The sequence below is a fragment of the Sulfitobacter sp. PS-8MA genome (assembly GCF_040933935.1).
Classification (GTDB): Bacteria; Pseudomonadota; Alphaproteobacteria; order Rhodobacterales; family Rhodobacteraceae; genus Sulfitobacter.
The window spans coordinates 1,701,577-1,725,454 of record NZ_JBFQYJ010000006.1 but is presented as its reverse complement, the minus strand read 5'-3'; the positions used below and the strand labels follow the sequence as shown (position 1 = coordinate 1,725,454).

At 63.2% G+C, this 23,878-nt stretch carries 19 protein-coding genes; 8 read left to right on the top strand and 11 right to left on the bottom strand.

The genetic code is table 11. The annotated features are described in order from the left end of the window. Positions 1-15: 15 nt before the first annotated feature. Together AB4M76_RS12510 and AB4M76_RS12505 are read right to left on the bottom strand one after the other, a co-directional pair. Positions 16-1,215 carry a UbiH/UbiF family hydroxylase gene (locus AB4M76_RS12510; RefSeq protein WP_368442207.1) on the bottom strand — a complete coding sequence of 400 codons (1,200 nt, stop codon included), beginning with the start codon at positions 1,213-1,215 and terminating at the stop codon, positions 16-18. Then, positions 1,215-1,862: a pyrimidine 5'-nucleotidase gene (locus AB4M76_RS12505; RefSeq protein ID WP_368442206.1), complete on the bottom strand. Its 648-nt coding sequence runs from the start codon at positions 1,860-1,862 to the stop codon at positions 1,215-1,217. Before AB4M76_RS12505 ends, AB4M76_RS12510 begins: the two co-directional genes overlap by 1 nt. Positions 1,863-1,963: 101 nt before the next feature. On the opposite strand from AB4M76_RS12505, the gene AB4M76_RS12500 reads away from it, so the two are divergent. Beyond that, entirely contained in the window at positions 1,964-2,629 is a 666-nt protein-coding gene (locus AB4M76_RS12500; RefSeq protein ID WP_368442205.1) for a GntR family transcriptional regulator, read from the top strand. Here the strand turns inward: AB4M76_RS12500 and AB4M76_RS12495 are convergent. Beyond that, positions 2,580-4,532 carry a glycosyltransferase gene (locus AB4M76_RS12495; RefSeq protein WP_368442204.1) on the bottom strand — a complete coding sequence of 651 codons (1,953 nt, stop codon included), beginning with the start codon at positions 4,530-4,532 and terminating at the stop codon, positions 2,580-2,582. The genes AB4M76_RS12500 and AB4M76_RS12495 overlap by 50 nt on opposite strands. Positions 4,533-4,622: 90 nt before the next feature. Further along, positions 4,623-5,783, bottom strand: a complete 1,161-nt coding sequence (gene carA / locus AB4M76_RS12490) for a glutamine-hydrolyzing carbamoyl-phosphate synthase small subunit (protein WP_368442203.1) — start codon at positions 5,781-5,783, stop codon at positions 4,623-4,625. Positions 5,784-5,978: 195 nt separating this feature from the next. Here carA and AB4M76_RS12485 point away from each other — a divergent pair, with 195 nt between their 5' ends. Next, the gene (locus AB4M76_RS12485; RefSeq protein WP_368442202.1) at positions 5,979-6,437 is read left to right on the top strand and encodes a GatB/YqeY domain-containing protein; all 459 of its coding nucleotides are present in this window, start codon (positions 5,979-5,981) and stop codon (positions 6,435-6,437) included. A gap of 50 nt (positions 6,438-6,487) precedes the next feature. Here the strand turns inward: AB4M76_RS12485 and AB4M76_RS12480 are convergent, their stop codons facing one another. The 4 genes from AB4M76_RS12480 to AB4M76_RS12465 all read right to left on the bottom strand — a co-directional run bounded on the left by AB4M76_RS12480 (position 6,488) and on the right by AB4M76_RS12465 (position 12,974). Further along, entirely contained in the window at positions 6,488-6,979 is a 492-nt protein-coding gene (locus tag AB4M76_RS12480; protein WP_368442201.1) for a DUF2244 domain-containing protein, read from the bottom strand. A 362-nt stretch (positions 6,980-7,341) separates the two neighbouring features. Further along, a complete protein-coding gene (locus tag AB4M76_RS12475; protein ID WP_368442200.1) occupies positions 7,342-10,782 on the bottom strand; it encodes a pyruvate carboxylase in 3,441 nt (1,146 codons plus the stop codon). 104 nt (positions 10,783-10,886) lie between these two features. Continuing rightward, entirely contained in the window at positions 10,887-12,035 is a 1,149-nt protein-coding gene (locus AB4M76_RS12470) for an alpha-hydroxy acid oxidase (protein WP_368442199.1), read from the bottom strand. Between the two features lie 165 nt (positions 12,036-12,200). Further along, positions 12,201-12,974: a hypothetical protein gene (locus AB4M76_RS12465; RefSeq protein ID WP_368442197.1), complete on the bottom strand. Its 774-nt coding sequence runs from the start codon at positions 12,972-12,974 to the stop codon at positions 12,201-12,203. A gap of 211 nt (positions 12,975-13,185) precedes the next feature. Here AB4M76_RS12465 and AB4M76_RS12460 point away from each other — a divergent pair, with 211 nt between their 5' ends. Beyond that, positions 13,186-15,603 (top strand): ATP-dependent helicase, encoded by a 2,418-nt coding sequence (locus AB4M76_RS12460; RefSeq protein WP_368442196.1) that lies wholly within the window; start codon positions 13,186-13,188, stop codon positions 15,601-15,603. Positions 15,604-15,695: 92 nt separating this feature from the next. Here AB4M76_RS12460 and AB4M76_RS12455 read toward each other — a convergent pair whose 3' ends face one another. Together AB4M76_RS12455 and AB4M76_RS12450 are read right to left on the bottom strand one after the other, a co-directional pair. Beyond that, complete coding sequence (locus AB4M76_RS12455) at positions 15,696-16,544, bottom strand: EamA family transporter (protein WP_368442195.1); 849 nt, start codon at positions 16,542-16,544, stop codon at positions 15,696-15,698. Positions 16,545-16,794: 250 nt separating this feature from the next. Then, the gene (locus AB4M76_RS12450) at positions 16,795-17,007 is read right to left on the bottom strand and encodes a DUF1127 domain-containing protein (RefSeq protein ID WP_368442194.1); all 213 of its coding nucleotides are present in this window, start codon (positions 17,005-17,007) and stop codon (positions 16,795-16,797) included. Between the two features lie 603 nt (positions 17,008-17,610). Between AB4M76_RS12450 and AB4M76_RS12445 the strand changes: the two genes are divergently transcribed. Further along, positions 17,611-18,675 (top strand): Mrp/NBP35 family ATP-binding protein, encoded by a 1,065-nt coding sequence (locus tag AB4M76_RS12445; RefSeq protein ID WP_368442193.1) that lies wholly within the window; start codon positions 17,611-17,613, stop codon positions 18,673-18,675. An 18-nt stretch (positions 18,676-18,693) separates the two neighbouring features. On the opposite strand, the gene AB4M76_RS12440 is transcribed toward AB4M76_RS12445, so the two are convergent. Beyond that, entirely contained in the window at positions 18,694-19,467 is a 774-nt protein-coding gene (locus AB4M76_RS12440; RefSeq protein ID WP_368442192.1) for a hypothetical protein, read from the bottom strand. Between the two features lie 764 nt (positions 19,468-20,231). On the opposite strand from AB4M76_RS12440, the gene mraZ reads away from it, so the two are divergent. The 4 genes from mraZ to AB4M76_RS12420 are packed head-to-tail and all read left to right on the top strand — an operon-like array spanning position 20,232 to position 23,872. Beyond that, positions 20,232-20,723 carry a division/cell wall cluster transcriptional repressor MraZ gene (gene mraZ / locus AB4M76_RS12435; protein WP_368442191.1) on the top strand — a complete coding sequence of 164 codons (492 nt, stop codon included), beginning with the start codon at positions 20,232-20,234 and terminating at the stop codon, positions 20,721-20,723. A 4-nt stretch (positions 20,724-20,727) separates the two neighbouring features. Further along, entirely contained in the window at positions 20,728-21,711 is a 984-nt protein-coding gene (gene rsmH, locus AB4M76_RS12430; RefSeq protein WP_368442190.1) for a 16S rRNA (cytosine(1402)-N(4))-methyltransferase RsmH, read from the top strand. A 2-nt stretch (positions 21,712-21,713) separates the two neighbouring features. Next, positions 21,714-22,088 (top strand): cell division protein FtsL, encoded by a 375-nt coding sequence (locus tag AB4M76_RS12425; protein WP_368442189.1) that lies wholly within the window; start codon positions 21,714-21,716, stop codon positions 22,086-22,088. Beyond that, on the top strand, positions 22,085-23,872 hold the full coding sequence (locus AB4M76_RS12420) for a peptidoglycan D,D-transpeptidase FtsI family protein (RefSeq protein ID WP_368442188.1): 1,788 nt from the start codon (positions 22,085-22,087) through the stop codon (positions 23,870-23,872). The genes AB4M76_RS12425 and AB4M76_RS12420 overlap by 4 nt, the downstream gene beginning before the upstream one ends. Positions 23,873-23,878: the final 6 nt, after the last annotated feature.

Here is a 23,878-nt window from a genome sequence, read left to right as displayed (position 1 = left end):
GTTCTGCGCCGCTTATCAGCGGCGCAGTCCCAGCCCCATCTGCATGAGGGTCTTGCGCAGCGGCGGCAGCGCGTAGAGCGCGTTTAGCCCAGCGGCGCGCGCCTCGCGGGCCAGCGGGGTGCGGGCCTGGCTGGCGCGGTTCAACAGATCAATGCCGCGCACCCTGAGCGAGATATCGGCATGGCGGGCACGGTGATAGGCCGCCAGCATCTCTGCATCGCCAAGCTGGTCCGGCGCTTTGCGGGCAAGGTCCAACAGGCTCGCCAGATCCGCCAGCGACATGTTCAACCCCTGCGCGCCGATGGGCGGCACCACATGGGCGGCCTCGGCCAGCAGGGCGATGCGTTCACCGGAGAGGCGCTCGGTTTCTTGGCTGATGATCGGCCAGAGGGCGCGTTTGCTCGCGAGGGTCAGCGGGCCGAAAAGATGCGCGGAGCGGGCCGTGGCCTCCGCCTCGAAAGCCGCTGTGTCCAATGCCGCGCGGGCCTGTGTGGCGGGGCCATCGTCCATCCAGACCACGGCCGAAGAAGGCAGCCCGTCCCGGTCCGGCAGGGGGACAAGGGTGAAGGGGCCGCCGGAGCGGTGAATTTCGGTCGACACATTGTCATGAGGGATCGGGTGGGTGACGCTGAAGGCGAGGGCTTTCTGGCCGTAGCGACGGGTGGTCACAGCGATCCCGGCGGCCTCGCGCATCGGGCTGTTGCGGCCATCGGCGGCGGCCACCAGACGGGTCTTGATCCGGCTGCCGTCGCTCAGGCCCACACGGGCTTCGCTGCTGCGGGTGAAGAGCGTGGTGGTGCCGGTGCCGGGGCGGAAATCGACATTGGGCAATTCCTTGAGCCGGGCGAGCAATTCGCGGCGCAAAAGCCAATTGGGAAAGTTCCAGCCAAAGGGCGCCTCGGACAGGTCGGCGGCGTCAAACTCGCGGGTGGTGCGCGGTGTGGCCTCTTCGCCGCCCGCGTCGACGATGCGCATGATCTGCAAAGGCGCGGCATGGGGCGCGAGACGGGACCAGAGACCGGCCTCTTCGAGCAGGTCGCGGGCCGGTTGCAGCAGCGCGGTGGAGCGCATGTCGGCGCCCTCGGCCTCGGCCTCTGTTACCGGCGGGGTGGGGTCGACGCAGAGCACCTTGAACCCGGCAGAGCCAAAGGCCGCCGCCGCCGTTAGCCCGGCGATGCCGCCGCCGGAGATCAGAATATCACAGTCAAATGTCATCAGCCCGATACCCGAATGAGGAAGTCACAAAGGTCTTCCGTATGGTAGTGAATGTGATCGCCTTCGCCGCGTTCAGGGGCCACATGGACGGTGCGCATGCCCATGGCATGGGGCGCGGCGAGGTTGCGCGGGTCGTCTTCGAACATGGCCGCGGCGCGGGTCTCGAACCCATCGATGGCAAAGACTTTGTCAAAGGCGGCGCGTTCCGGTTTGGGCAGGAAATCGGCATGTTCGACCCCGTAGACCGCGTCGAACAACCCGCTGAGCCCGCGTGCGGCGAGCACCCGTTCGGCATAGGGCGCGCAGCCGTTGGTATAGACGATGCGCCGCCCCGGCAGGGCGCGGATCGCGCGGGCGAGCGCGGGATCGGGGGTAAGCCGGTCCATCGGGATGTCATGCACATCGGTGAGATAGGGGCCGGGATCGACCCCATGTTCGCGCATCAGCCCGGCGAGCGTGGTGCCATAGGTCTGCCAATAATGCAGCCGCAGGTGATTGGCGCGGTCGCGGTCCACCTTGATCGCCTGCATGACCCAATCGACCATACGCGCTTCGATCAGGTCAAAGAGCCGCGCCGAGGGCGGGTAAAGCGTCTGGTCCAGATCAAAGACCCAGGTGGTGACATGAGAGAAAGCATCGCGCGGCATGGGGAAAGAGGTAGGCCGAGACGCGGGGGCGCGCAAGGGCTGCGGGTTGCGCATATGGTCGCGGTGGGTAAGGTGGCGCAACTTGCAAGGATGCGTGATTGATGCCTGAGCTTACCCACCAGCCGAAATCCGGCCCGACCGATGCCTATTCGATGATCCTTGAGGCCATCGATATCGGCACCTACCGCCCCGGTGACCGCCTGGTGGAGAGCGAATTGGCCGAGCGTTTTGGCATGTCGCGCACCCCGATCCGCGAGGCGTTGCAGCGGCTGGAGACGCAGTCATTGCTGGTCCGCGATGGGCGCAGCCTGATCGTGGCGTCGCTGGATCACAACCAGATGGCCGAGCTTTACGTCGTGCGGGGCGAGTTGGAAGGGCTGGCTGCCCGTCTGGCCGCGCGCCATGCCACCGCCGAGGAAATCCGCGTACTGCGTGAGATGGTGGATGCCGACAATGCTCTGGCCGACAATCCCAATGCGCTGGCGCGGGCCAATAAGCGGTTTCACAAGCAGATCCATCTTGCGTCGCACAACCGCTATCTGGTGCAGCAGCTTGATCTGGTGCATCGGTCGATGGCGCTGATGGCGACCTCGTCCTTGGCGGTCGAAGGCCGCGGCGAGATTGCGCAGGCGGAGCATGACCAAATCGTGCGTATGATCGAGGCGCGCGATGAAGATGGTGCCGATAACGCGCTGCGGGAGCATATCTCGGTCGCCTTTATGACGCGGCTGAAGCAGGAAGCGGCCCGGCGGGAGGATGATTTCTGAGGTGGTCCGCAGGGGCGGTGGCATCTAGCGGCTCTTCCGTTGGCGAATGGCCATGGGCGGTCTTGTCCCAGTAAAACGGACTGCTGGCAAATTCATAGAGCGCCTTTAAAGCCGCCAAAGCGCCCATGGCGAAATAGAAGGGCAGAGTGGGAACATAGGGCAGAAGATGCCGGTGGCGCCGGTCTGATACTGCGAAGGCAGAAAGGCCGAGGTTCAGCAGTTCCGACAGGATGAAGAGGGCGATCACCCCGCTCATGAGCGTGGGGCCAAGCATCTCTGCCGCCGGATGCGGCAGGCCGAAGAACGCGAGCCAAAGCGACCAGAGCAGCGGCGCGAGGGCGAACTGTGAGAAAGTCGCAAGGAAGAGCGTCTGCACGCCCAGAAAACGCATGAGGCCAAGGTCTTTCAAAAGCCTGCGCGGGGCGCGCATATGTACGCACCAAGTCGTTAAGAAACCCTTAAGCCAGCGTGACCTTTGCCGCACCCAAGGCCAGGGGCGGCAGTTGGCCTCTTCATATGTAACGGTGGGCAGGATTTCAGTGACATAGCCGTGCCGCGCGAGCCGCAGGCCAAGGTCCGCATCCTCTGTGACATTATGCGCGTCCCAGCCCCCGAGCCCTTCGAGAATCGCGCGCCGGAAAAACAGGGTGGTGCCGCCCAAGGGGACGACCAGCCCCAACCGCACCACGCCGGGCAGAAGCACGCGCCACCAACTGGCGTATTCAATGGCGAAACAGCGCGACATCCAATTGCTGCGGCTATTGTAGTAATCCAGAACCCCTTGCAGACAGGCGACATTGGCGGGGGCGTGGTGAAACCGGGTGACCACCTGTTCGATCTGATCCGGTTCCGGCGCATCTTCGGCATCCCAGACGCCGACAATACTTCCGTTGCAGAAATCGAGCGCATAGTTGAGCGCCCGGGGTTTGGTGCGCAGGTGATCGGCGTCCGGCACTTCGATAAGGCTGATCCAACTGGGCAGGGCGGTGCGGTCGAGGGTCTCGCGGGTGACCTTATCGCCGGCTTCCAGGACCAGCACGACCTGTAACAGGGACTTGGGGTAGGTGAGCCGCGTGAGCCGGGCAATCAGGGCGCCGGCGATCTCCTGCTCTTGATAGAGCGGGACCATGACCGAAACCCGGGGCAGGCGAAAATCGGATCGGGGCGCGCGGGGGGACAGAGGTGGCGCAGGGGGGCGTTGGCAGGTCATCGCGAGCGCCGCGGCCTTTAACCCCGTGGTCATGGCCAGGGTGAGGGCCGCCCAGAGCAAGGCGGCAGAGAGCGCGATTGCAGGGGCGAGGAGCGCGAAAGCCAGAATCAGGCTGCACAGCGCCCCGGCCCAACATCGCCGCCGCAGCGGATTGGCCGCCCAGCCGCGGCAGCTTTCCTCAACGGGTACCCGGGTCGCGGCCTTATGGGCAAGTTCCCTGCCATAGAGTGCCGTGATGTGGTCCTGCACCCGCTGGGGTTCCGCGATCACCAGCAGCAGACGCTTTCCCCTGTCGCCCAAACAAGCGCAAAGACCATCGAACCGATCTGGCCGCCCGGTCGCGACCAGCAGCCTGTCCGCAATCTCCAACCAGGGGACCGCGCCATATTTGAGACAGAGCGCCGCTGGAAGCTGGTGACGCAGCCGGGGATCGGGGGGATCTTTTGACAGATCGACAGGCTGGGCTTGGTATTGATGGGCCAGGGCGTGCAGAATATCCGCCCGCGAGATCAGCCCTTCGGCGGCGAGAATCTCACCCAAGGGCACGTCGATCCGCCGCTGCAACGCCAGACCATGCAGTAGATCCTTGGGGCTGATCGCCCCGGCGTTCACGAGATAGCGGCCGATCGGCAGCCTTTCCCCGGGGGGTAAGGCCGCCTGCGGATCTGGCAACAGCAGGCGTAGCGTGCTCATCACATATCCCATCCATAGAATTGATGGGAAAGTGGCAGTAAAGCGTTAAGCCTGCGTTAACGACGTTTTTACAGCCGAAACCAGACCGGTTCAGGCGACCCGATCGGTCATCGCCTGGCTGAATCGCTCAAACAGATAGTAGCTGTCTTGCGGGCCGGGGCTGGCCTCGGGGTGGTGCTGCACGGACCAGACCGGGCGGCCATCGAGGCGGATGCCGCAGTTCGACCCGTCAAAGAGCGAGATATGTGTCTCGCGCACGCCTTCGGGCAGGGATTGCCCATCGACCGCAAAGCCATGGTTCATCGAGGTGATCTCGACCTTGCCGGTGTCGTTATCCTTGACCGGATGGTTCGCGCCGTGGTGGCCGTGGCTCATCTTGATGGTCTTGGCGCCAAGGGCGAGGGCCAGCATTTGGTGGCCGAGGCAGATGCCGAAAACCGGCAGGTCGGTCTTGTCCAGAACCTCACGGATCATCGGCACGGCATAGGCGCCGGTGGCCGCGGGATCGCCCGGGCCGTTGGAGAGGAACACCCCGTCGGGCTGATGCGCCATGACGTCCTCATAGGTGGCGGTCGCGGGCAGCACGGTCACGTCGCAACCGGCCGAAGCAAGGCAGCGCAGGATGTTGCGTTTCGCGCCGTAATCCACTGCAACCACTTTATGTTTCGCCTCGGTCTGGGGCGCGTAGCCCTCGGGCCAGGCCCACCGCATTTCGTTCCACTGATAGGTCTGCGCGCAGGTGACATCCTTGGCCAGATCCATGCCTTCGAGCCCGGCGAAATCCCGCGCGGCGGCGACCAGCGCTTCGATGTCGAAATTGCCGTCCGGATCATGGGCGAGGGCGGCGTGGGGCGCGCCCTGCTGGCGGATCGCGCGGGTCAGCCGGCGGGTGTCGACACCGCCGATGGCGATGCGTCCCCGGGATGCGAGCCAGTCCGACAGAGGTTGCACATTGCGCCAGCTGCTGGGGGTCGTGGGCATCCATTTCACCACCATCCCGGCGGCGACCGGATCACCGGTCTCATCGTCTTCGGGATTGGTGCCGACATTGCCGATATGGGGGAAGGTGAAGGTCACGATCTGGCCCGCGTAGGACGGGTCTGTCATGATTTCCTGATAGCCGGTCATGGCGGTGTTGAAGCAAAGCTCCGCCACGGTTTGGCCGGTGGCGCCGAAGCCCATGCCGTAGAAGATGGAGCCATCGGCGAGGGCAAGGCAGGCGGTTGGGCGGGGGCGAGCGGGCGCGGACATGGGGCAGTCTCCGGGCAGGGAATGAGCGGGTAAACGGGTGGCAACCTAATCGCCGCAGCGGGGCGGGTCAATAGCTGCTGTGAAATGAGATTTCGTGGTTTTACAGTGGCTTACCAATGGTCACTTGCCATTGCCCGCGCGCGGCATAGCGGGTATGCTCGGACCCTTGTCATGAGCGAACACAGGAAAACCACCATGTCACTGCGGACCCGCATCTCTGATGCTCTGAAACAGGCGATGAAAGACAAGGCGGCGGACCGGCTGTCGACCCTGCGGCTGATCAATGCTGCGATCAAGGATAAGGATATCGCCGCGCGCGCCCAGGGCAATGACGACGGTGTGTCGGAGGCCGAGGTGCTGGCGATCTTGAGCAAGATGGCCAAGCAACGCCAGGAATCTGCACGGGCCTATGAGGAGGGCGGGCGTCTGGACCTGGCCGAGCGGGAACGCGAAGAAGTTGAAGTCATTGAAGAATTCCTGCCACGTCAGTTGAGCGTGACGGAGACGGCAGCGGCGGTGGATGCGGCCGTTGACGAGATCGGCGCGACCTCGATCCGGGACATGGGCAAGGTGATGGGCCTGCTCAAGGAACGCTATACCGGGCAGATGGATTTCGGTGCTGTCGGGCCGGTGATCAAGGCGCGGTTGAGCTGAGCGCTGAGCGGCTGAATTTAGTTTGGAAACAAAGGGCTGGGCCGTGAGGCTCAGCCTTTTTGCTGGCGTAGATGGCGCGAGAGATCTTCGAAAAGCGCGATCCGTTCCTCTTCGCTGAGAAAGGCGCCGATCTCGACCTCGCGCCCCTCGCCGCGGAGCGTGACGTAATGCGGCACGGGGCCGTCATCGTCGTATTTCTTCACTTGGGTCCAGTAGCGGTTGCAGTCCCAATCCTTGACCTCGCCCTTGGCGGTGGTGTGCACCAGCCGCGCCGTGCTGTCGTCGAGCGTCAGCACCTCTTCGATCTGCCGGGTTCGGTGATCGTGTTGCAGCGCCCAGTAGAGCGCGGCTATGGCCATGATAACAAAGGGCAATAATCCCCAGAGCAACACCGTGCCGAGCAGCGCGATAAGCGGGATCATCGCCAGCGTGAAGGTCGCCAGCATGAAGGCCGCAAAACCGTGCGCGGGCAGGGATTGATGCGGCCAGAGACGCATCTGCTGCGGATTGGCGCGGGGCGGGGTTGTCCATTCGTAGGGCATGGCGGGGCTCAGGCTCGGGATGGAGAAAAGGTAGCATCTGCGCGGGCGAAAACAATGCGGCGTGGGGACGCGGTGGCAACAGCGTGGCAGGTCGTTTAACAGTGGCGTGTTAAGCTTTGATATTGTTGGAAATATCGGAGTCGCCGCTTGTGCACCGCACGTACACTGGGCGTCCTGCATTGCTGCGGGAATTGGGCCGCTTGCAGGGGATTAAGGCGGCGGGCGGTGTCATCGTTAACTGAAAGTTAAGAGATGAGCGCCATTGCCGCGGGTGGAAGATGGCCCGGCGCCGGTGGCGTGAGTCCGGGCCGGGGCGTGGATCAAGCGGCGCGCCTGATGAAAAGCCGCGCCGCCTAAACTTGCTACTCCAATTCGACCAGCAGATCCTTCGCGTCGATCTGCCCACCGGCCTGCACATGCACGGCCTTTACCACCGCGTCGCGCTCCGCGTGCAGCCCGGTCTCCATCTTCATCGCCTCGATGGTCAGCAGCAGGTCGCCTGTCTTCACATTCTGCCCTTCTTTGACCCCGACCGAGGCCACCACCCCGGGCATCGGCGCGCCGATGTGGTTGGCATTCCCCGTTTCCGCCTTGGGGCGCTGCACGGTCGCGTCTTTCACCAAACGGTTGGCGACGCGAATGATCCGGGGCTGGCCGTTAAGTTCGAAGAAGACTTTGACCTCGCCATCCTCTCCGGTGTCGGATTCGGCCTGCAGGCGGATTTCCAATGTCTTGCCGGGGTCAATCTCGGCAGAGATCTCCTGACCCGGCTCCATACCGTAGAAGAAGGTCTGGGTGGGCAGGGTGCGCACTGGGCCGTAGAGCTTGTGCCGCCCCATATAATCGAGGAAAACCTTGGGGTACATCAGGTAGCCGCAGAGATCCTCATCGTCGATCTGAAGCCCCTCTAGTTTGTCGGACAACTCCTTGCGCACCGCCTCAAGATCCACCGGGGCGAGATGCGCGCCGGGGCGTTCGGTGTTGGGCGCTTCGCCCTTGAGCACCTTTTTGACGATGCCCGCCGGGAAGCCACCCGGCGGCTGGCCCAGATTGCCGCGCATCATGTCGATGACACTGTCGGGGAAGGAGACATCGACCTGCGGGTCTTCGACCTGCGCGCGGGTGAGACCTTGGGAGACCATCATCAGCGCCATGTCGCCCACCACCTTGGAAGAGGGGGTCACCTTGACGATATCGCCGAACATCTGGTTCACATCCGCATAGGTGCGCGCGACCTCGGGCCAGCGGTCGTCCAGCCCCATGGAGGCGGCCTGCGCCTTGAGGTTGGTGAATTGCCCACCGGGCATTTCATGCAGGTAGACTTCCGACGAAGGCGCCTGCATCCCGGTCTCGAAGGCGGCGTAATGGCCGCGCACTTCTTCCCAATAATCAGAGATTTCGCGCACGGCCTTAATGTCGATCCCGGTGTCGCGGTCGGTGTGGCGCAGGGCCGAGACCACGGTGCCAAAGGTCGCCTGCGAGGTATTGCCCGAAAGCGCGTCCATGGCGCAGTCGACCGCGTCGACGCCGGCCTCAGAGGCGGCGAGGATCGTCGCCGTGGCGCTGCCTGCGGTGTCATGGGTGTGGAAGTGAATCGGCAGGCCGACCTCGGATTTCAGCGCCTTGACCAGCGCCCGGGCCTGGGCGGGTTTCAGCAATCCGGCCATGTCTTTCAGCCCCAGCACATGGGCGCCGGCGGCTTTCAAATCCTTGCCCATCTGCACGTAATACTGCAGGTCGTATTTCGCGCGGTCGGGGTCGAAAATATCGCCGGTGTAGCAGATCGTGCCTTCGCAGACCTTGCCCGCCTCGACCACGGCATCCATCGCGACGCGCATGTTTTCGACCCAGTTCAGACTGTCGAAGACGCGGAAGACATCGACGCCGGTATTGGCGGCAGTGGCGACGAATTTCTGCACCACATTGTCGGGATAGTTTGTGTAGCCGACGCCGTTGGAGGCGCGCAGGAGCATTTGCGTCATCACATTCGGCATCGCGCTGCGGAGGTCGCGCAGGCGTTGCCAAGGGCATTCCTGCAAGAAACGGTAGGCCACGTCAAAGGTTGCCCCGCCCCAGCATTCAACCGAGAAAAGCTGCGGCAGATTGGCGGCATAGGCGGGGGCCACGCGGATCATATCGCGCGAGCGCATCCGGGTGGCGAGCAGGGATTGATGGGCGTCGCGCATGGTGGTGTCGGTGATCAGCAGCTGGCGCTGCTGGCTCATCCAATCGGCCACCGCCTGGGGGCCCTTTTGTTCCAATAGGTTACGCGTGCCCATCTGTGGCTCGCCGCGCAGCGCGGGCGGCTTGGGATCGCGCAGATTGGCCGCAGGGCGCGGCTTGTCCTTGGTCTCCGGATGGCCGTTCACCGTGATGTCGGCGATATAGGTCAGCACTTTGGTGGCGCGGTCGCGGCGCTGTTCGAACTCGAAGAGCTCCGGCGTCTCGTCGATGAATTTGGTGGTGTATTCATTGCTGAGAAAGGTCGGATGTTTCAGCAGGTTTTCGACAAAGGCGATATTGGTCGAGACCCCGCGCACGCGGAATTCGCGTAAGGCGCGGTCCATCCGGGCGATGGCCATTTCCGGCGTCGGCGCCTTGGCGGTGACCTTGGTTAGCAGGCTGTCGTAGTAGCGCGTGATCACCCCGCCGGCATAGGCCGTGCCGCCGTCAAGCCGGATGCCCATGCCGGTGGCCGACCTGTAGGCGGTGATGCGGCCATAGTCGGGGATGAAGTTGTTCTGCGGGTCTTCGGTGGTAACCCGGGTTTGCAGCGCATGGCCGGTGAGGGTGATCTCCTCTTGGCGCGCCTTGCCGGTGGCCTCGGCCAGCGGTTTGCCCTCGGCGATGAGGATCTGGGCGCGGACGATGTCGATGCCGGTGACCTCTTCGGTGACGGTATGTTCAACCTGCACGCGGGGGTTCACTTCGATGAAATAGAATTTGCCGTCATCCATATCCATCAGGAATTCGACGGTGCCGGCGCATTCATAGCTCACATGGGCGCAGATTTTGCGGCCCAATTCGCAGAGCTCGGCGCGTTGGTCTTCGCTCAGATAGGGGGCGGGGGCGCGTTCGACGACCTTTTGGTTGCGGCGCTGGACCGAACAGTCGCGCTCGTAAAGGTGGTAGATATCGCCCTGTTTGTCACCGAGGATCTGCACTTCGACATGGCGGGCGCGGAGGATCATCTTCTCCAGATAGCCCTCGCCATTGCCAAAGGCGGCTTCGGCCTCGCGGCGGCCTTCGCGGACTTTTTCCTCCAGCTCGGCCTCGTTCATGATCGGGCGCATCCCGCGCCCACCGCCGCCCCAGGAGGCTTTGAGCATCAAAGGATAGCCCACATCGGCGGCCTCTGCGCGGATCGCCTCCATGTCCTCGCCGAGCACTTCGGTGGCGGGGATGACCGGCACGCCCGCCTCCATGGCGACGCGGCGGGCGGAGGCTTTGTCGCCCAGAGCGCGCATGGTTTCCGCGCGCGGGCCGATGAAGGTGATGCCGTTTTGCACGCAGGCATCGACGAATTCAGGGTTTTCCGAAAGCAGGCCGTAGCCGGGGTGGATCGCGTCGGCGCCGGAGGCTTTGGCGACGCGGATCATCTCGTCGATGCTGAGGTAGGCGGCCACGGGGCCGAGACCTTCGCCGATGCGGTAGGCCTCATCGGCTTTGAAACGGTGCAGGCCGAGCTTGTCCTCTTCGGCATAGACGGCGACCGTTTTCTTGCCCATTTCATTGGCCGCGCGCATGATACGGATCGCGATTTCACCGCGGTTGGCAATTAGGATCTTCTTGAAATCGGTCACGAGCTGGTCTCCCCCCTTGCTGGTCCTGGCGGCAGCTTAGGCATGCTGCGGTGCAGCGCAAGGGGGCTTGCGCGGTCTTCGTCACATTTCTGCAAGGTTTCCCGTTATAGCGGCGAGAGGTCAAAGGGGGCTGGGAGGTCGCGCAGATGGCGGGCACCGAGTTGGCCCAAATTGGCGATGAGATCGCGGGTGAAAATCTCGATCAGATGGTCGATCCCGCGCGGGCCGAGGGCGGCAAGGGCGAAGTGAAAGGCGCGGCCCAGCATGACGAAATCGGCCCCAAGCGCGAAGGCCCGCAGCATGTCGAGACCGGTCTCGACGCCACTGTCAAAGATCAGCGGCAGCGAGCTGGCCTGGCGAAGCGCGGGCAGGGCTTCGGCGCTGGCCGGGGCCGCGTCGAACTGGCGGCCGGCGTGGTTGGAGACCCAGATTGCATCGACGCCGGCTTTCTCAAGCGGGGCGGCATCTTCGGGGCGCAGCACGCCTTTGACCACCAGCGGCCCATCCCAATGGTCGCGCAGCCAGTTCAGGTAATCCCAATCCGGCGCGGTGCGCAGAAGGTAGCCGACATGGGCGGTGGGCGGCAGGTTCGCGGTGGCGGTGCCCTGGACGTATTTGTCGAGCATTTTCATATGCGGCAGACCACGCCGGGCCATGCCCATGGCCCAGGCCGGGCGCAGGCCGACCTGCGCCAGCAGACGCGGGGTGAGCACCGGCGGGCTGGTCAGGCCCGAACGGGTCTGACGTTCACGGCGCGAGGCAACGGGGACATCGACGGTGAGCACGAGGGTGGTGAACCCCGCGGCCTTGGCCCGGGCCAGCATGTCGGCGCGAATCTCGGGGTCGCGGGGCGGGTAGAGTTGGAACCAGCCGTGCGCGCCAAGATGCGGGGCGAGGTCTTCGGGACTGGCCGCGGCGACGGTGGAAAGACCGTAGGGCATGCCGGCACGGGCCGCGGCGCGGGCGAGGTGACATTCGGCGTCGGGCCAGATCAGCCCGGACATGCCCAGGGGCGATATGCCAAAGGGCAGCGGGAACTTTTGCCCCATCAGATCGACGCTGAGGTCGGGCGTGAACTCGCCATGTAGCACCGAAGGCATGAGACCCACCCGGTCAAGCGCCGCGCGGTTGCGGTGTTTGGTGGCTTCGGTCCCGGTGGCGGAATCGAGATATTCCCAGACGAATTTCGGCAAGCGTCGCCGCGCGCGCTGGCGCAGATCGGAAAGGGCGGGGTAGGTCGCATGTAAATCCATGCGCGCATTTGTGCTGGCCGTCTGAGGATTGTCCAGAGCCTTACAGCCGGATGCCCTAGTGCCGCGGAAACCATGGCGCTCGTCGCGCCGGGGCGTTGACTTGGGGCCGGTTGCACGGGGGTCGGCCTTTGCTGCGCAGCCCTATGGGGGAGGCGCTGGCGCGGGCTATTGCCGGTATCCGCTTCGGGCCATTGGGGCTGCGTGAATGGGCTTGCTGGCCGGTGGGGTGGTCAGATTCCCCGCCAGATCGACCAGAGCCGAAATCGCGGCTTCCACCTCGTTCTCGCCCTCTTCCTCCTCGGTGTCGAGGTCGATCAGATGCACGCCCTGCGCCGGCTCCGCATCGAGCCGTTCCTGCGCGATGCCGCGCAATTCCTGCATCGTGCTGTCAATCGCGCGGCAGAGCCCGGCCAGCATGCCGGCAGACCCGGTGAGTTTTGCAGGGTCGATGAGCCCTTTTTCAGCCGCATCCAGCACGCTGGAAATCTGTTCGAGCTTGAAGGAAGAGGTGGCCGCGAAATAGCGCACATCTTCGAAGGCGAGCGTATCGCGGTTGTCGCGTTTCACCCGTTCCACGACGATTGCGCTGCCGACGACACGGTCCACCCCGCGCGGGGTCTGCACATGGTGCAATGTGGTGTCCCAAATGAGCGGGCCGCGGGGCATGTGCAACATTTCCCGGTAGCGGATCTGGGTAGCCTCAGACACGCAGCGGGCGTAGCGCTGGTTGATCGCCTCTGCCTCTTCAAAGGGCATGAAATCATGCAGCGGGCGGCAGATCACGTCTTTCATGACCATGCCGCTATGCACCTCATGTTCGGCATTGAGGGCCAGAATCTCGAAATGACCGCTCTGCGCATTCAGTTCTGCAATAAACATCGGTAATTTGAACCGATCAAGCTCGCGGCGCAGTACCGAAGTGTCATCGTTTCTGAACATGAGCGGTTCCTTTGGTTGGCAAGGTATTGAGGGGTCACCTTGGGTGCAAAGAATTATCAACGGGTAAACATTTGCAGCTCCGCTAAAATTCGACGGGTCTTTTGACCTATTCTCGGGTTTTCCGGCTGATAATGGCTCCCCTTGCGGGAAGTCACGGAACATTTGTGGAACGTCTCTTTATCTCAAATCGCGGACGCGCTAGGTTATGGGCATGAGTGATTTCGATGAAATGAACGCCTTTGAAGGCGCATCTTTGTCCGCCCGCGCCATGGCTGCGCGCCCGCAGCCTTATCTGGAGGGGTTGAACCCCGCCCAGCGGGCGGCGGTGGAGACTTTGGACGGCCCGGTGCTGATGCTGGCGGGCGCGGGCACCGGGAAAACCCGGGCGCTGACGGCGCGAATCGTGCATCTGCTGAACACCGGGCGGGCGCGGCCCAATGAGGTCTTGGCCGTTACCTTTACCAATAAGGCCGCGCGCGAGATGAAGAACCGCGTGGGGCAGATGCTGGGCCATCAGATCGAGGGGATGCCCTGGCTCGGCACCTTTCACGCGATCTGCGTCAAGCTCCTGCGGCGCCATGCGGAACTGGTCGGGCTAAAGAGCAATTTCACCATTCTGGATACGGATGATCAGCTGCGGCTGCTGAAACAGCTGGTGGCGGCGGAAGGCATCGACGACAAGCGCTGGCCCGCGCGGATGCTGGCGGGGATCATCGACGGTTGGAAAAACCGGGCGCTGACGCCGGACAAGATCCCGAGCGCCGATGCCGGGGCCTATAACCACCGGGGGCCGCAGATCTACGCGCAGTATCAAAAGCGGTTGATCGAGCTCAACGCCACCGATTTCGGCGATCTGCTGCTGCATATGGTGACGATCTTTCAGACCCACCCGGATGTGCTGGCGCAGTATCAGCGCTGGTTCAAATATATCCTCGTTGATGAATATCAGGACACCAACGTGGCGCAGTATCTCTGGCTGCGGCTTTTGGCGCAGGGGCATAAGAATATCTGCTGCGTCGGCGATGACGACCAGTCGATCTATGGCTGGCGCGGGGCCGAGGTGGGCAATATTCTGCGGTTTGAGACGGATTTCCCCGGCGCCCATGTAGTGAAGCTGGAGCAGAACTACCGCTCGACCCCGCATATTCTGGCGGCGGCCTCCGGCGTGATCGCGGGCAATGAGGGGCGGTTGGGCAAGACGCTTTGGACCGAGGAAACCGAGGGCGAGAAGGTGCGCCTGATCGGCCATTGGGACGGCGAGGAAGAAGCCCGCTGGATCGGTGATGAGATCGAATCCGCGCAGCGCGGCACGCGGGGGATGGAGCCGTTTTCGCTGGACGACATGGCGATCTTGGTGCGCGCGAGCCACCAGATGCGGGCCTTTGAGGATCGGTTCCTGACCATCGGTCTGCCCTATAAGGTGATCGGCGGGCCGCGCTTTTACGAGCGTTTGGAGATTCGCGACGCCATGGCCTATTTCCGTGTGGTCACCAGCCCCGACGATGATCTGGCCTTTGAGCGGATCGTGAACACGCCCAAACGCGGGCTTGGCGACAAGGCGCAGAAGAAAATCCAGCGCAGCGCGCGGGAGCATGGGGTGAACCTTGTCGAAGGGGCGCGGATTTTGCTGGCGCATGACGGGCTGTCGGGCAAGGGCGCCGCGCAATTGCGGCGGCTGGTCGAGGGGATCGACCGCTGGTCGTCGATGCTGCGCGGGCCGCGGATTGAGATCAGCGAAGATAATTCCGTGCTGGATGACGGCACCGCGCCCTTGCGGGTGGACTACGGCCCGCCCGAGGTGAGCCATGTGGAACTGGCCGAGATGATCCTCGACGAAAGCGGCTATACCGGCATGTGGCAGAACGACAAGACGCCCGAGGCGCCGGGGCGGCTGGAAAACCTCAAGGAATTGGTCAAGGCCTTGGAAGAGTTTGAAAACCTGCAAGGATTTCTCGAACATGTCAGCCTGATCATGGACAATGAGCAGGAGGGCGACGGCGAGAAAGTCTCGATCATGACGCTGCATGCGGCCAAGGGGCTGGAGTTTCCCATGGTCTTCCTCCCGGGCTGGGAGGATGGGCTCTTCCCCTCACAGCGCTCGATGGATGAAAGCGGGATCAAGGGCTTGGAAGAAGAGCGGCGGCTGGCCTATGTGGGGATCACCCGGGCCGAGCAGGTTTGCACGATCTCTTTTGCCGCGAACCGGCGGGTCTTTGGGCAATGGCAGAACGCGATGCCCTCGCGCTTTGTCGATGAGCTGCCCGAAGCGCATGTGGAGGTGCTGACGCCGCCGGGGCTCTATGGCGGTGGCTTTGGCGCGGCGGTGCCGCAGTCGGATCTGCATGACCGGGCGGCCAGCGCGAATGTCTATGATTCGCCCGGTTGGCGGCGGCTTCAGGCGCGCAGTGGCACGCGGGGAATGAGCCAGCCGCGCGAGAGCAAGAATGTCACCATCGACATGCAGGCGGTCGCCGCCTTTGAGATGGGCGAGCGGGTGTTCCATGACAAATTTGGCTATGGCGAGGTGATCGGTATGGAAGGCGACAAGATGGAGGTGGCCTTTGAAAAGGCGGGCACCAAGAAGGTCGTTTCGCGCTTTTTGAAGGGCGGGAATGATGTGCCGTTTTAGGGGTTTAGCCGGCGGGCATTGGCGGGATGGAACAGCGCGGACAGCCCGCCAATGAGCACCTTCGGCTGGAGCAATGCGGCGGGGAAGACCCCCTAAGACCGCGCGAAGCGTAAAAGGACCGCGCCGAGCAGGGTGGTCATCGTCGAGACGACTTTGATCAGGTTCAGCCGCTCTTTCAAAAACAGCACGCCGATCAGCAGGGCAAAGATGATGCTCGTCTCGCGCAGCGCCGTGACCAGCGCGATGGGCGCCTGGGTGAAGGCCCAGGTGACCAAAGCATAGGCCACGAAGGACGCGCTGCCGCCGATCAACGAGACCGGCAGGCCCTTGCGCGGCACCGCGCGGAGGGTCTGTGGCGCGGTAAAGCCAAGGTAGAGCGCCATGATCACCGCATTGCCCGCCGCGATCCAGCCGAAATAGCCAAGCGAATTGCCCGACAGCCGCGCGCCAAGACCATCGACCAGCGAATATGTGGCGATGAAAAGCCCGGTGATCAGCGCCAACACAGCAGCATTGCCATTGCGCAGCCCATCTGCATGGCGCACCAGCGCGAGGCTGATAATGCCCGCCCCGATGATCGCCACGGCAAGAAGCTCCATCCCCTGAAGATGCACGCCCAGCACCAGCACCGAAAACAGCGCCACCATCAGCGGGGCCGAGCCGCGGGCGATCGGGTAAACCTGGGTCAGATCACCCAGCTGATAGGCCCGCAGCAAGAACCACTGGTAGCCGAAATGCAAAGCCAGACCGGCAAAGAGATAGGGCAGGCTTTCGAAGGTGGGCAGGGGGGAGATGCTGATCGCCACCAGCGCCAGCGGCAGATGGCCGATCACGACAGCGCCCATGTTGAGCGCCTTATCTGCGCCGCCCTTGACCAGCGCGTTCCACAGCGCGTGCAGCCCGGCGGCGGCGATCACCGCGATAAAGACCCATCCGCTCATATCTTGCCCCTTTTGTGTCGCGGCACGCTAACGGGCCGGGCCGCACATAGAAAGAGGGGGTAAAACAAAAAACGACGACACCTTGGGAGGAAGGTGCCGCCGTTTCTATGTCGGCCCGAAGCGTCGAGGGAGGGTCAGCTTCGGGTCTCATTCGGGGTCCGCCTCATCTGGGAGGAGGAAAGTGACGCGCACCCCGGACACAGACATCAGAACAGGGAGGGGTTCTGATGCCCGATCTCTTAGCTCGGCCTTAGCGGCGCGAGGATTCCCAAGCCACACGGCGCAGCTCGGAGCGCGACAGGCCAAGATCGGCCAATTCGCGGTTGCTCAACGCGCTGAGACCGTCAAAAGTTTCACGGTACAGACGGTGCTGCTTGTAGCGGGTTGCCAGACCTTCGAATGCGCCGCCGATACGGGCGAAGAAGGAAGGAGTGCTTGCGGAAGTCGTGTTCATATATGCCATTTCGGCGCCTCTTTTTTCATCTGTTGATCATCTCGTTGCCCGCTATTTACGCTCTTTCTGCATCTGCACAATGGGCATAAAGGCAAGGCCGCTATGCAGAAAACGCATGGGTGTAAATTGGCGATAAGTCTTTGTTAAAAAACGGATCGACCCCGGTCGCAAAGGCGCGGGGCGGTGGCGGATCGGGTCTCTTCGGGAGGGGGAGGGAGAAAGCGGCGACGACATTTGGGAGGAGGTAAATGTCGCCGCCAATTACAGACACATCCGGGAGGAGGATGGACGCGTCTGGTCTCTTCAAGGTCAGACCGGCCCGGGAGGAGGAGGGGCTGATCTGCTCTTTCCGACAGCAGACATATCCGGGAGGAGGATGGATAGGTCTGATGTTCCGGCAGCGGGGCGTTTGGCCCTGCCTATGTCCGTAAGTTAGCGCTAATTGCTGCGATTGCACAATGATCCTTTTTGCAATGCCGCTATGCAGCGAAAACATGGTAACCTAGCGTAAAGATTGGGCATCCCGCCTGCTGCGCGGGCAAATCCGCCCCGAGGCTTGCGCTTGGCGCAGAACCTGCCATTTCAGGAGGCGTAATAGAGGAGAATTTGCGCATGTCCGTGACGAAAGCCCAAGTCGAAGCCGCGTTGGAGCGCGTCAACCTTCCCGATGGCAAAAGCCTCTTGGCGCATGATCTTGTCCGGGCTCTGGTGGTGGAAGGGGATCGGGTGCGCTTTGTCATTGAGGCGCCCAACGCCGATGTGGCGCGCCAGATGGCGCCGCTGCGCGACGCGGCCGAACAGGTCGTGCGCGCATTGCCGGGGGTGGGCGATGTCTCGGTCGCGCTGACGGCGCATGGGCCGGCGGCCAAGGCGCCCAGTCTCAAGGTCGGCGGCCACCCCAAGCCGCAGGAGGGGCCGATGAAGCCCAGCGGGGTGAAACGCATTCTGGCGATCGGCTCGGGCAAGGGCGGGGTCGGCAAGTCCACCGTCAGCTCGAACCTTGCCGTGGCGTTGGCGAAAGCGGGCCGCAAGGTGGGGCTGCTTGATGCCGATATCTATGGCCCCAGCCAGCCGCGCATGATGGGGGTGAATAAACGCCCCGCCAGCCCCGACGGGAAGACGATCATCCCTCTGCAGGCGCATGGGGTCACGCTGATGTCCATCGGTTTCATGCTGGAAGAGGGCAAGGCCGTGGTCTGGCGCGGGCCGATGCTGATGGGCGCCCTGCAGCAAATGCTGGGGCAGGTGGAATGGGGCGAGCTGGACGTGCTGCTTGTCGATCTGCCGCCCGGCACAGGCGATGTGCAGCTGACGCTTTGCACCAAATCGGAGCTCTCGGGCGCCATCGTGGTCAGCACGCCGCAGGATGTGGCGCTGATCGACGCGCGCAAGGCGCTGGACATGTTCGCCACGCTCAAGACCCCGGTGCTGGGGTTGATCGAGAATATGTCGATGTTCGTCTGCCCCGATTGCGGCTCGCAGCATGAGATCTTTGGCCATGGCGGTGTAAAGGCCGAGGCCGAGAAGATGGGCGTGCCGCTTCTGGGCAGCCTGCCGATCGATCTGGAAACGCGGCTGGCGGGGGACAGCGGGACGCCGGTGGCGGCAGGCGAGGGGCCGATGGCCGAAGCCTATGCCCGTCTTGCGCAGGGGTTGATCGACGGCGGCATGGCCTAGCACCGAAGGGGCGCAGGGCTAGCTCAGCGCGCGCCCTTCGATCAGATGCCCGTAGAGCGTGCTCAGCACCGAGACGAAAACCAGCCCCTCTATGATATAGAGGGTTGAATCGAGCAGCAGGCGCACGCCGGGGTCATCGGGCAGCAAGACGCCGGAGATCACGCCGAGGAGGGTGTTCACCACCGCCAGCAGCACCGCCAGCGCCCACAGTGGCCCCGCCAGCGCTGCCGTGGCCTGCCAGCTTTCGCGGATCGGCATGACGCGTCCCAGGGCGGCGGCGGGCAGGACAAGGCTGAGCCGCAGGGCCACCCAGAGAAAGGCCACCCCCGCGACCAGTCCGATGAGCATCAAGGCCGCCGTGCTGGAGCCGGTAAGGCCGCTGACCAACATCATCGCAAGCCCGATGGGAATGGCGGCCAGAAACTGCGCAAAGCCCAGAACGATGGCCCGCCAGATATAGCCCCAATAGATCGCCATGCCGGGGCGGAGCACCGCATGGGGCGCGTCCCGATCGAGCAGCACATAGCGGTGCCAGAGCACGGCCATAAGCGCATAGCCCAGGATGCCGGCGATCCCGCAGGCCAGCAGCACCAGAAGCTGATCCATGGGCGGCGGTGTGCTGTCGTTCATCGCCCCATGCATGGCGTGCAGCGCGTCTTCGGCCATCACGCCTGCAACAGCCGCCGCCCCCAGCACCCAGAGCACCGCGGGCAGGATCACCCGGATCGTGGTGGCCGGGGCCAGCAAGAGCATGTTCAGCGCATGGGCGAAAAGGGCCGTGGCCTGGTTCATTCTGGGCTCCATCGTTGCGGGGGCCTTTTTGCCGCGCCCGGCGGGGGAGGACAAGATAAAGCGGCCCCGCAGGCCGCGCGGCGGTGGGAAACCATGGGCCGATGGGCGGTCATGGGAAATGCCGTGGGAAATCATGGGCAGGCTGGGAATGCGCCCCACTCGGGCGCAAATCAGTGGTAAATCGATTCGGTTTCTGCGGGAATTCACTGGTGTTTCCGAAGCCATGGCGCCAAGCTCAAGAACAGGCAACGAACACAGCCTGTGGATAACTATGTGTGCAAAAAATGCTGGGAAATCGTGGGACGTTGTGCTGCGTCGAGCGGATGCCCAATATATGGTGTTCAGCCTCATGGATTTCGCTAATTGAGCCATTTTCTGCTGGAAAAGTTATACCAGATGTTGTTCCCACAGCCTGTGCAAAACAAAATATTGCGCAGAAAGTTAAAAAAATTGTAGACGCCCATCAATTCCCATGGCATCCCTTGTGCATCGGATGAGAACGGGACACGGGGCAGCAAACGACCCCACAAAAATCAAAACCTAGCAGGTTCATACAGGCACCTCGCTTTCATCAGAAAAAAGAGATCCGGCGCGCGAGCGAGCAGACATCCCCCCAGATGGCGCGCGCAGTCGGACTTCCCCGCCAAGCTGCGGGACGTGGGCGGCGGGTTGATCAGTGGCAGCAGATCAACCCGCCGTTTCCATTTCCAGCCCATGGCGAAAAACGAGTTTAAGCGCGACGGCGCAAGAGGCAGGGACAACAAGTGAGCCGCAGGTTCAGAGGCGAGAGCCATCACAAGGTCGATACGAAGGGGCGGGTGTCTATCCCAGCCTCTTTTCGGCGTGTGTTGGAAGCTGGCGATCCGAACTGGAAAAACGGCGACAACCCTGAGCTGGTCATCGTCTATGGCGACCACCGCCGCAATTATCTTGAATGCTACACCATGGAAGCGATCGAGGAGGTCGACGCCAAGATCGACCGCATGCCGCGCGGCTCGATGCAGCGCAAGGCGCTTCAGCGCCTGTTCCACGGTCAGTCTTTCCCGACCACGGTAGATGAGACCGGCCGGTTGGTGCTGCCTGCCAAGCTGCGCAACAAGATCGAACTTGAAGGCGAAGCCTTCTTTATCGCCGCCGGTGACACTTTCCAGATCTGGAAGCCCGAAACCTACGAGACCGAGGAAGAAGCATGGCAGCAGGAGCTGCCCGACGATGTCGACCCGCTGTCCTTCCTCGACGGTGATCAGGAGATCTGACGGAATGGTTGCTGCCTCTAACCCTTCCGCCCCTCATACCCCCGTTCTGTTGCGCCCTATTCTCAGCGCCGTGGCACCTGTGGAGGGTGTCTGGCTCGATGGCACCTTTGGCGCGGGCGGCTATACCCGGGGGCTTTTGGAGGCCGGCGCCGAGCGCGTCATCGCGGTGGACCGTGATCCGCTGGCCTTTGAGATGGCCGCCGAATGGGCGGGTGATTACGGCGACAGGATCACCATGCAGCAGGGCGTCTTCTCGCGCATGGATGACTATGCGCAAGACCTCGACGGCGTGGTGCTGGACCTCGGCGTCTCCTCCATGCAGTTGGATCAGGCCGAGCGTGGCTTCTCCTTCATGAAGGACGGCCCGCTCGACATGCGGATGAGCCAGGACGGCCCCTCGGCGGCGGATCTGGTCAATGAGGCCGAGGAAGAGTTGCTGGCCAATATCCTCTTTCAATATGGCGAAGAACGCGCCTCGCGCCGGATCGCCAAGGCGATTGTCCGCGCCCGCGAAGAGGCGCCGATCACCACCACATTGGAACTGGCCAAGCTGGTCGAAGGCTGCCTGCCGCGCGCCAAACCCGGCCAGAGCCACCCCGCAACGCGCAGTTTTCAGGCGCTGCGGATCGCGGTGAACAATGAATATGGCGAGCTCTTTCAGGGGCTTATGGCCGCCGAGCGGGCGTTGAAGCCGGGCGGCAAGCTCGCGGTGGTCACCTTCCACTCGGTCGAGGACCGTATGGTCAAGCGCTTCCTCACCGCCCGCGCCGGGGCCGGGGGCAATGCCAACCGTTTTGCGCCTGCGCTGGAGCAGGCCCCGCCGCAGTTTACACTGAAATCCCGCAAGGCCATCGGACCGGATGCGCAGGAGTTGGAAGAGAACCCGCGCAGCCGGTCGGCCAAGCTGCGGGTCGCCACGCGCACCGATGCGCCGAGCGGTGAGATTGACGCGAAATCCATCGGCATGCCAATGGTGAGGGGGCTCTGAAGATGCGCACGGTGATGTATATCCTGACCACCCTTGCCGTTGTCGGGCTGGCGTTCTGGGCCTACCGCGAAAACTACGCCACCCAGCAGGCGCTGAGCGATGCCGACAAGCTGCATGCCAATATCCGCAATGCCCATGAGCGTCTGGCCGTGTTGCGCGCGGAATGGGCGTTTCAGAACCGTCCTGACCGGCTGCGCGATCTGGCCAATCTGAACTTTGACCGTCTGGGTCTGCTGCCGCTGCATCCCGGCCAGTTCGGGCAGGTCGATCAAGTGGCCTATCCGCCCGCGCCGCTGCTGCCGATCACCGAGCCCGTTGATGTCTCGACGATGAATTACGATGCTCTGAACGGTGTTGCCGAGGAGACCGCGCAATGATCCGCACGCCCCTGCGCCCCTTGGCCCGTATCCTCGACGCCCGCCAGAAGGGCGAGAACCCCGACGCGATCGAACGCGAGAACAAGCGCATCCGTCACGAGCAAATGCGCGACAAGGCGCGGATGCGCGCCGAGGGGCGGCTCTTGGTGCTGAGCGTCTGTTTCCTCTGTGCCTTTACCGTGATCGGGGGGCGCATGGGACATCTGGCGATGTCCGAACCCTCCGAGCCGCGCGGCTATGCCCCCGGCGCGGTGATTTCCGCCTCCCGCGCCGACATTACCGACCGCAACGGCAGCCTCTTGGCGACGAATTTCCAGACCCATGCGCTCTATGCCCAACCGCGCCATATGATCGACCCCGAAGCGGCGGCGAAAAAGCTGGTCAAAGTCTTTCCGGACCTGAAAGAAGAACGTCTGATCAAGGATTTCACCGGCAAGCGTAAGTTTCTCTGGGTGAAAAAGAAAATTAGCCCGGAGCAGATGCAGGCGGTGCATGATATCGGCGATCCGGGCCTGCTTTTCGCGCCGCGTGACATGCGGCTCTATCCCAATGGCACGCTTGCCGCGCATGTTCTGGGCGGCGCGAGCTTTGGCAAGGAAGGCGTTCACGCTGCCGAGGTTATCGGTGTGGCGGGGGTCGAGAAATATTTCGACGACTATCTGCGCGACCCGGCCAATGGCGCGAAACCGCTTGAGCTCTCGCTTGATCTGACTGTGCAGGCCGCCGCCGAACGGGTGCTCTATGGCGGCATGAAGCTGATGAACGCCAAAGGCGCCACCAGCATTCTGATGGATGTGCATACCGGCGAAGTGATCTCTGTGGCCTCGCTGCCCGACTTCGACCCCAACAACCGCCCCCGCCCGCTGACCGAAGGCGATGCCTCGGACAGCCCGCTGTTCAACCGCGCCGTGCAGGGGGTCTATGAGCTGGGCTCAACCTTCAAGATTTTCGCCGCAGCACAGGCGGTGGAGTTGGGTCTGTTCAACGCCGACACGATCATCGACACCTCTGGCCCGATGAAGGTCGGCGGCTTTCGCATCGGTGAGTTCCGCAACAAGAACTACGGCAAGCTGAGTGTCGCTGACATCATCGTCCATTCCTCGAACCGCGGCACCGGCCGTCTGGCGCTTGAGATCGGTGTCGAGCGGCAGCAGGAGTTCCTCAAGAGCCTCGGTTTCTTTGAGCCGACCCCTTTCGAGATCGTCGAAGCCTCGGGCGGCAAGCCGCTTCTGCCAAGCCGCTGGACCGATCTGTCGAGCGTGACGATCTCCTATGGCCACGGCTTGTCGAGCACGCCAATGCATCTCGCCGCGGGCTATGCCGCGATTGCCAATGGCGGGCGCGTGGTGAAACCGACCCTGCTGAAACAGGCCAGACCCCAGCTTGGCCCGCGCGTCATGTCCGAGGAAACCGCCGCCCAGGCCCGCATGATGCTGCGCAAGGTGGTGACGGACGGCACGGCGAGCTTTGCCGAAGTGCCGGGCTATCAGATCGCGGGCAAGACCGGCACGGCGGATAAGCCCAAGCCCACCGGCGGCTATTACGATGACAAGGTGATCAACACTTTCGCCAGTATCTTCCCGATCAATGATCCCAAATATGTGTTGATCGTCACGCTGGACGAACCGGTCGAAACCTCGGGCCCGAGACCGCGCCGCACGGCGGGCTGGACCGCTGTGCCCGTGGCCGCCGAGATGGTCCGCCGCATCGCGCCGCTTCTGGGGCTGCGTCCGACTGTTGAACCGGTGAACGACGCTGTGATAACGCTGACCAGCAGCAACTGAAAAGAC

Bases quoted from the DNA above. Each gene is read 5' to 3' on its own strand.
- AB4M76_RS12455 (WP_368442195.1), bottom strand. From the start codon at position 16,544: ATGAGCGGATGGGTCTTTATCGCGGTGATCGCCGCCGCCGGGCTGCAC.
- carA (WP_368442203.1), bottom strand. From the start codon at position 5,783: ATGTCCGCGCCCGCTCGCCCCCGCCCAACCGCCTGCCTTGCCCTCGCC.
- AB4M76_RS12420 (WP_368442188.1), top strand. From the start codon at position 22,085: ATGATCCGCACGCCCCTGCGCCCCTTGGCCCGTATCCTCGACGCCCGC.
- AB4M76_RS12505 (WP_368442206.1), bottom strand. From the start codon at position 1,862: ATGCCGCGCGATGCTTTCTCTCATGTCACCACCTGGGTCTTTGATCTG.
- AB4M76_RS12495 (WP_368442204.1), bottom strand. From the start codon at position 4,532: ATGAGCACGCTACGCCTGCTGTTGCCAGATCCGCAGGCGGCCTTACCC.
- AB4M76_RS12425 (WP_368442189.1), top strand. From the start codon at position 21,714: ATGCGCACGGTGATGTATATCCTGACCACCCTTGCCGTTGTCGGGCTG.
- AB4M76_RS12465 (WP_368442197.1), bottom strand. From the start codon at position 12,974: ATGTTCAGAAACGATGACACTTCGGTACTGCGCCGCGAGCTTGATCGG.
- AB4M76_RS12440 (WP_368442192.1), bottom strand. From the start codon at position 19,467: ATGAACCAGGCCACGGCCCTTTTCGCCCATGCGCTGAACATGCTCTTG.
- AB4M76_RS12470 (WP_368442199.1), bottom strand. From the start codon at position 12,035: ATGGATTTACATGCGACCTACCCCGCCCTTTCCGATCTGCGCCAGCGC.
- AB4M76_RS12500 (WP_368442205.1), top strand. From the start codon at position 1,964: ATGCCTGAGCTTACCCACCAGCCGAAATCCGGCCCGACCGATGCCTAT.
- AB4M76_RS12445 (WP_368442193.1), top strand. From the start codon at position 17,611: ATGTCCGTGACGAAAGCCCAAGTCGAAGCCGCGTTGGAGCGCGTCAAC.
- AB4M76_RS12480 (WP_368442201.1), bottom strand. From the start codon at position 6,979: ATGCCCTACGAATGGACAACCCCGCCCCGCGCCAATCCGCAGCAGATG.
- AB4M76_RS12460 (WP_368442196.1), top strand. From the start codon at position 13,186: ATGAGTGATTTCGATGAAATGAACGCCTTTGAAGGCGCATCTTTGTCC.
- rsmH (WP_368442190.1), top strand. From the start codon at position 20,728: ATGGTTGCTGCCTCTAACCCTTCCGCCCCTCATACCCCCGTTCTGTTG.
- AB4M76_RS12450 (WP_368442194.1), bottom strand. From the start codon at position 17,007: ATGGCATATATGAACACGACTTCCGCAAGCACTCCTTCCTTCTTCGCC.
- AB4M76_RS12485 (WP_368442202.1), top strand. From the start codon at position 5,979: ATGTCACTGCGGACCCGCATCTCTGATGCTCTGAAACAGGCGATGAAA.
- AB4M76_RS12510 (WP_368442207.1), bottom strand. From the start codon at position 1,215: ATGACATTTGACTGTGATATTCTGATCTCCGGCGGCGGCATCGCCGGG.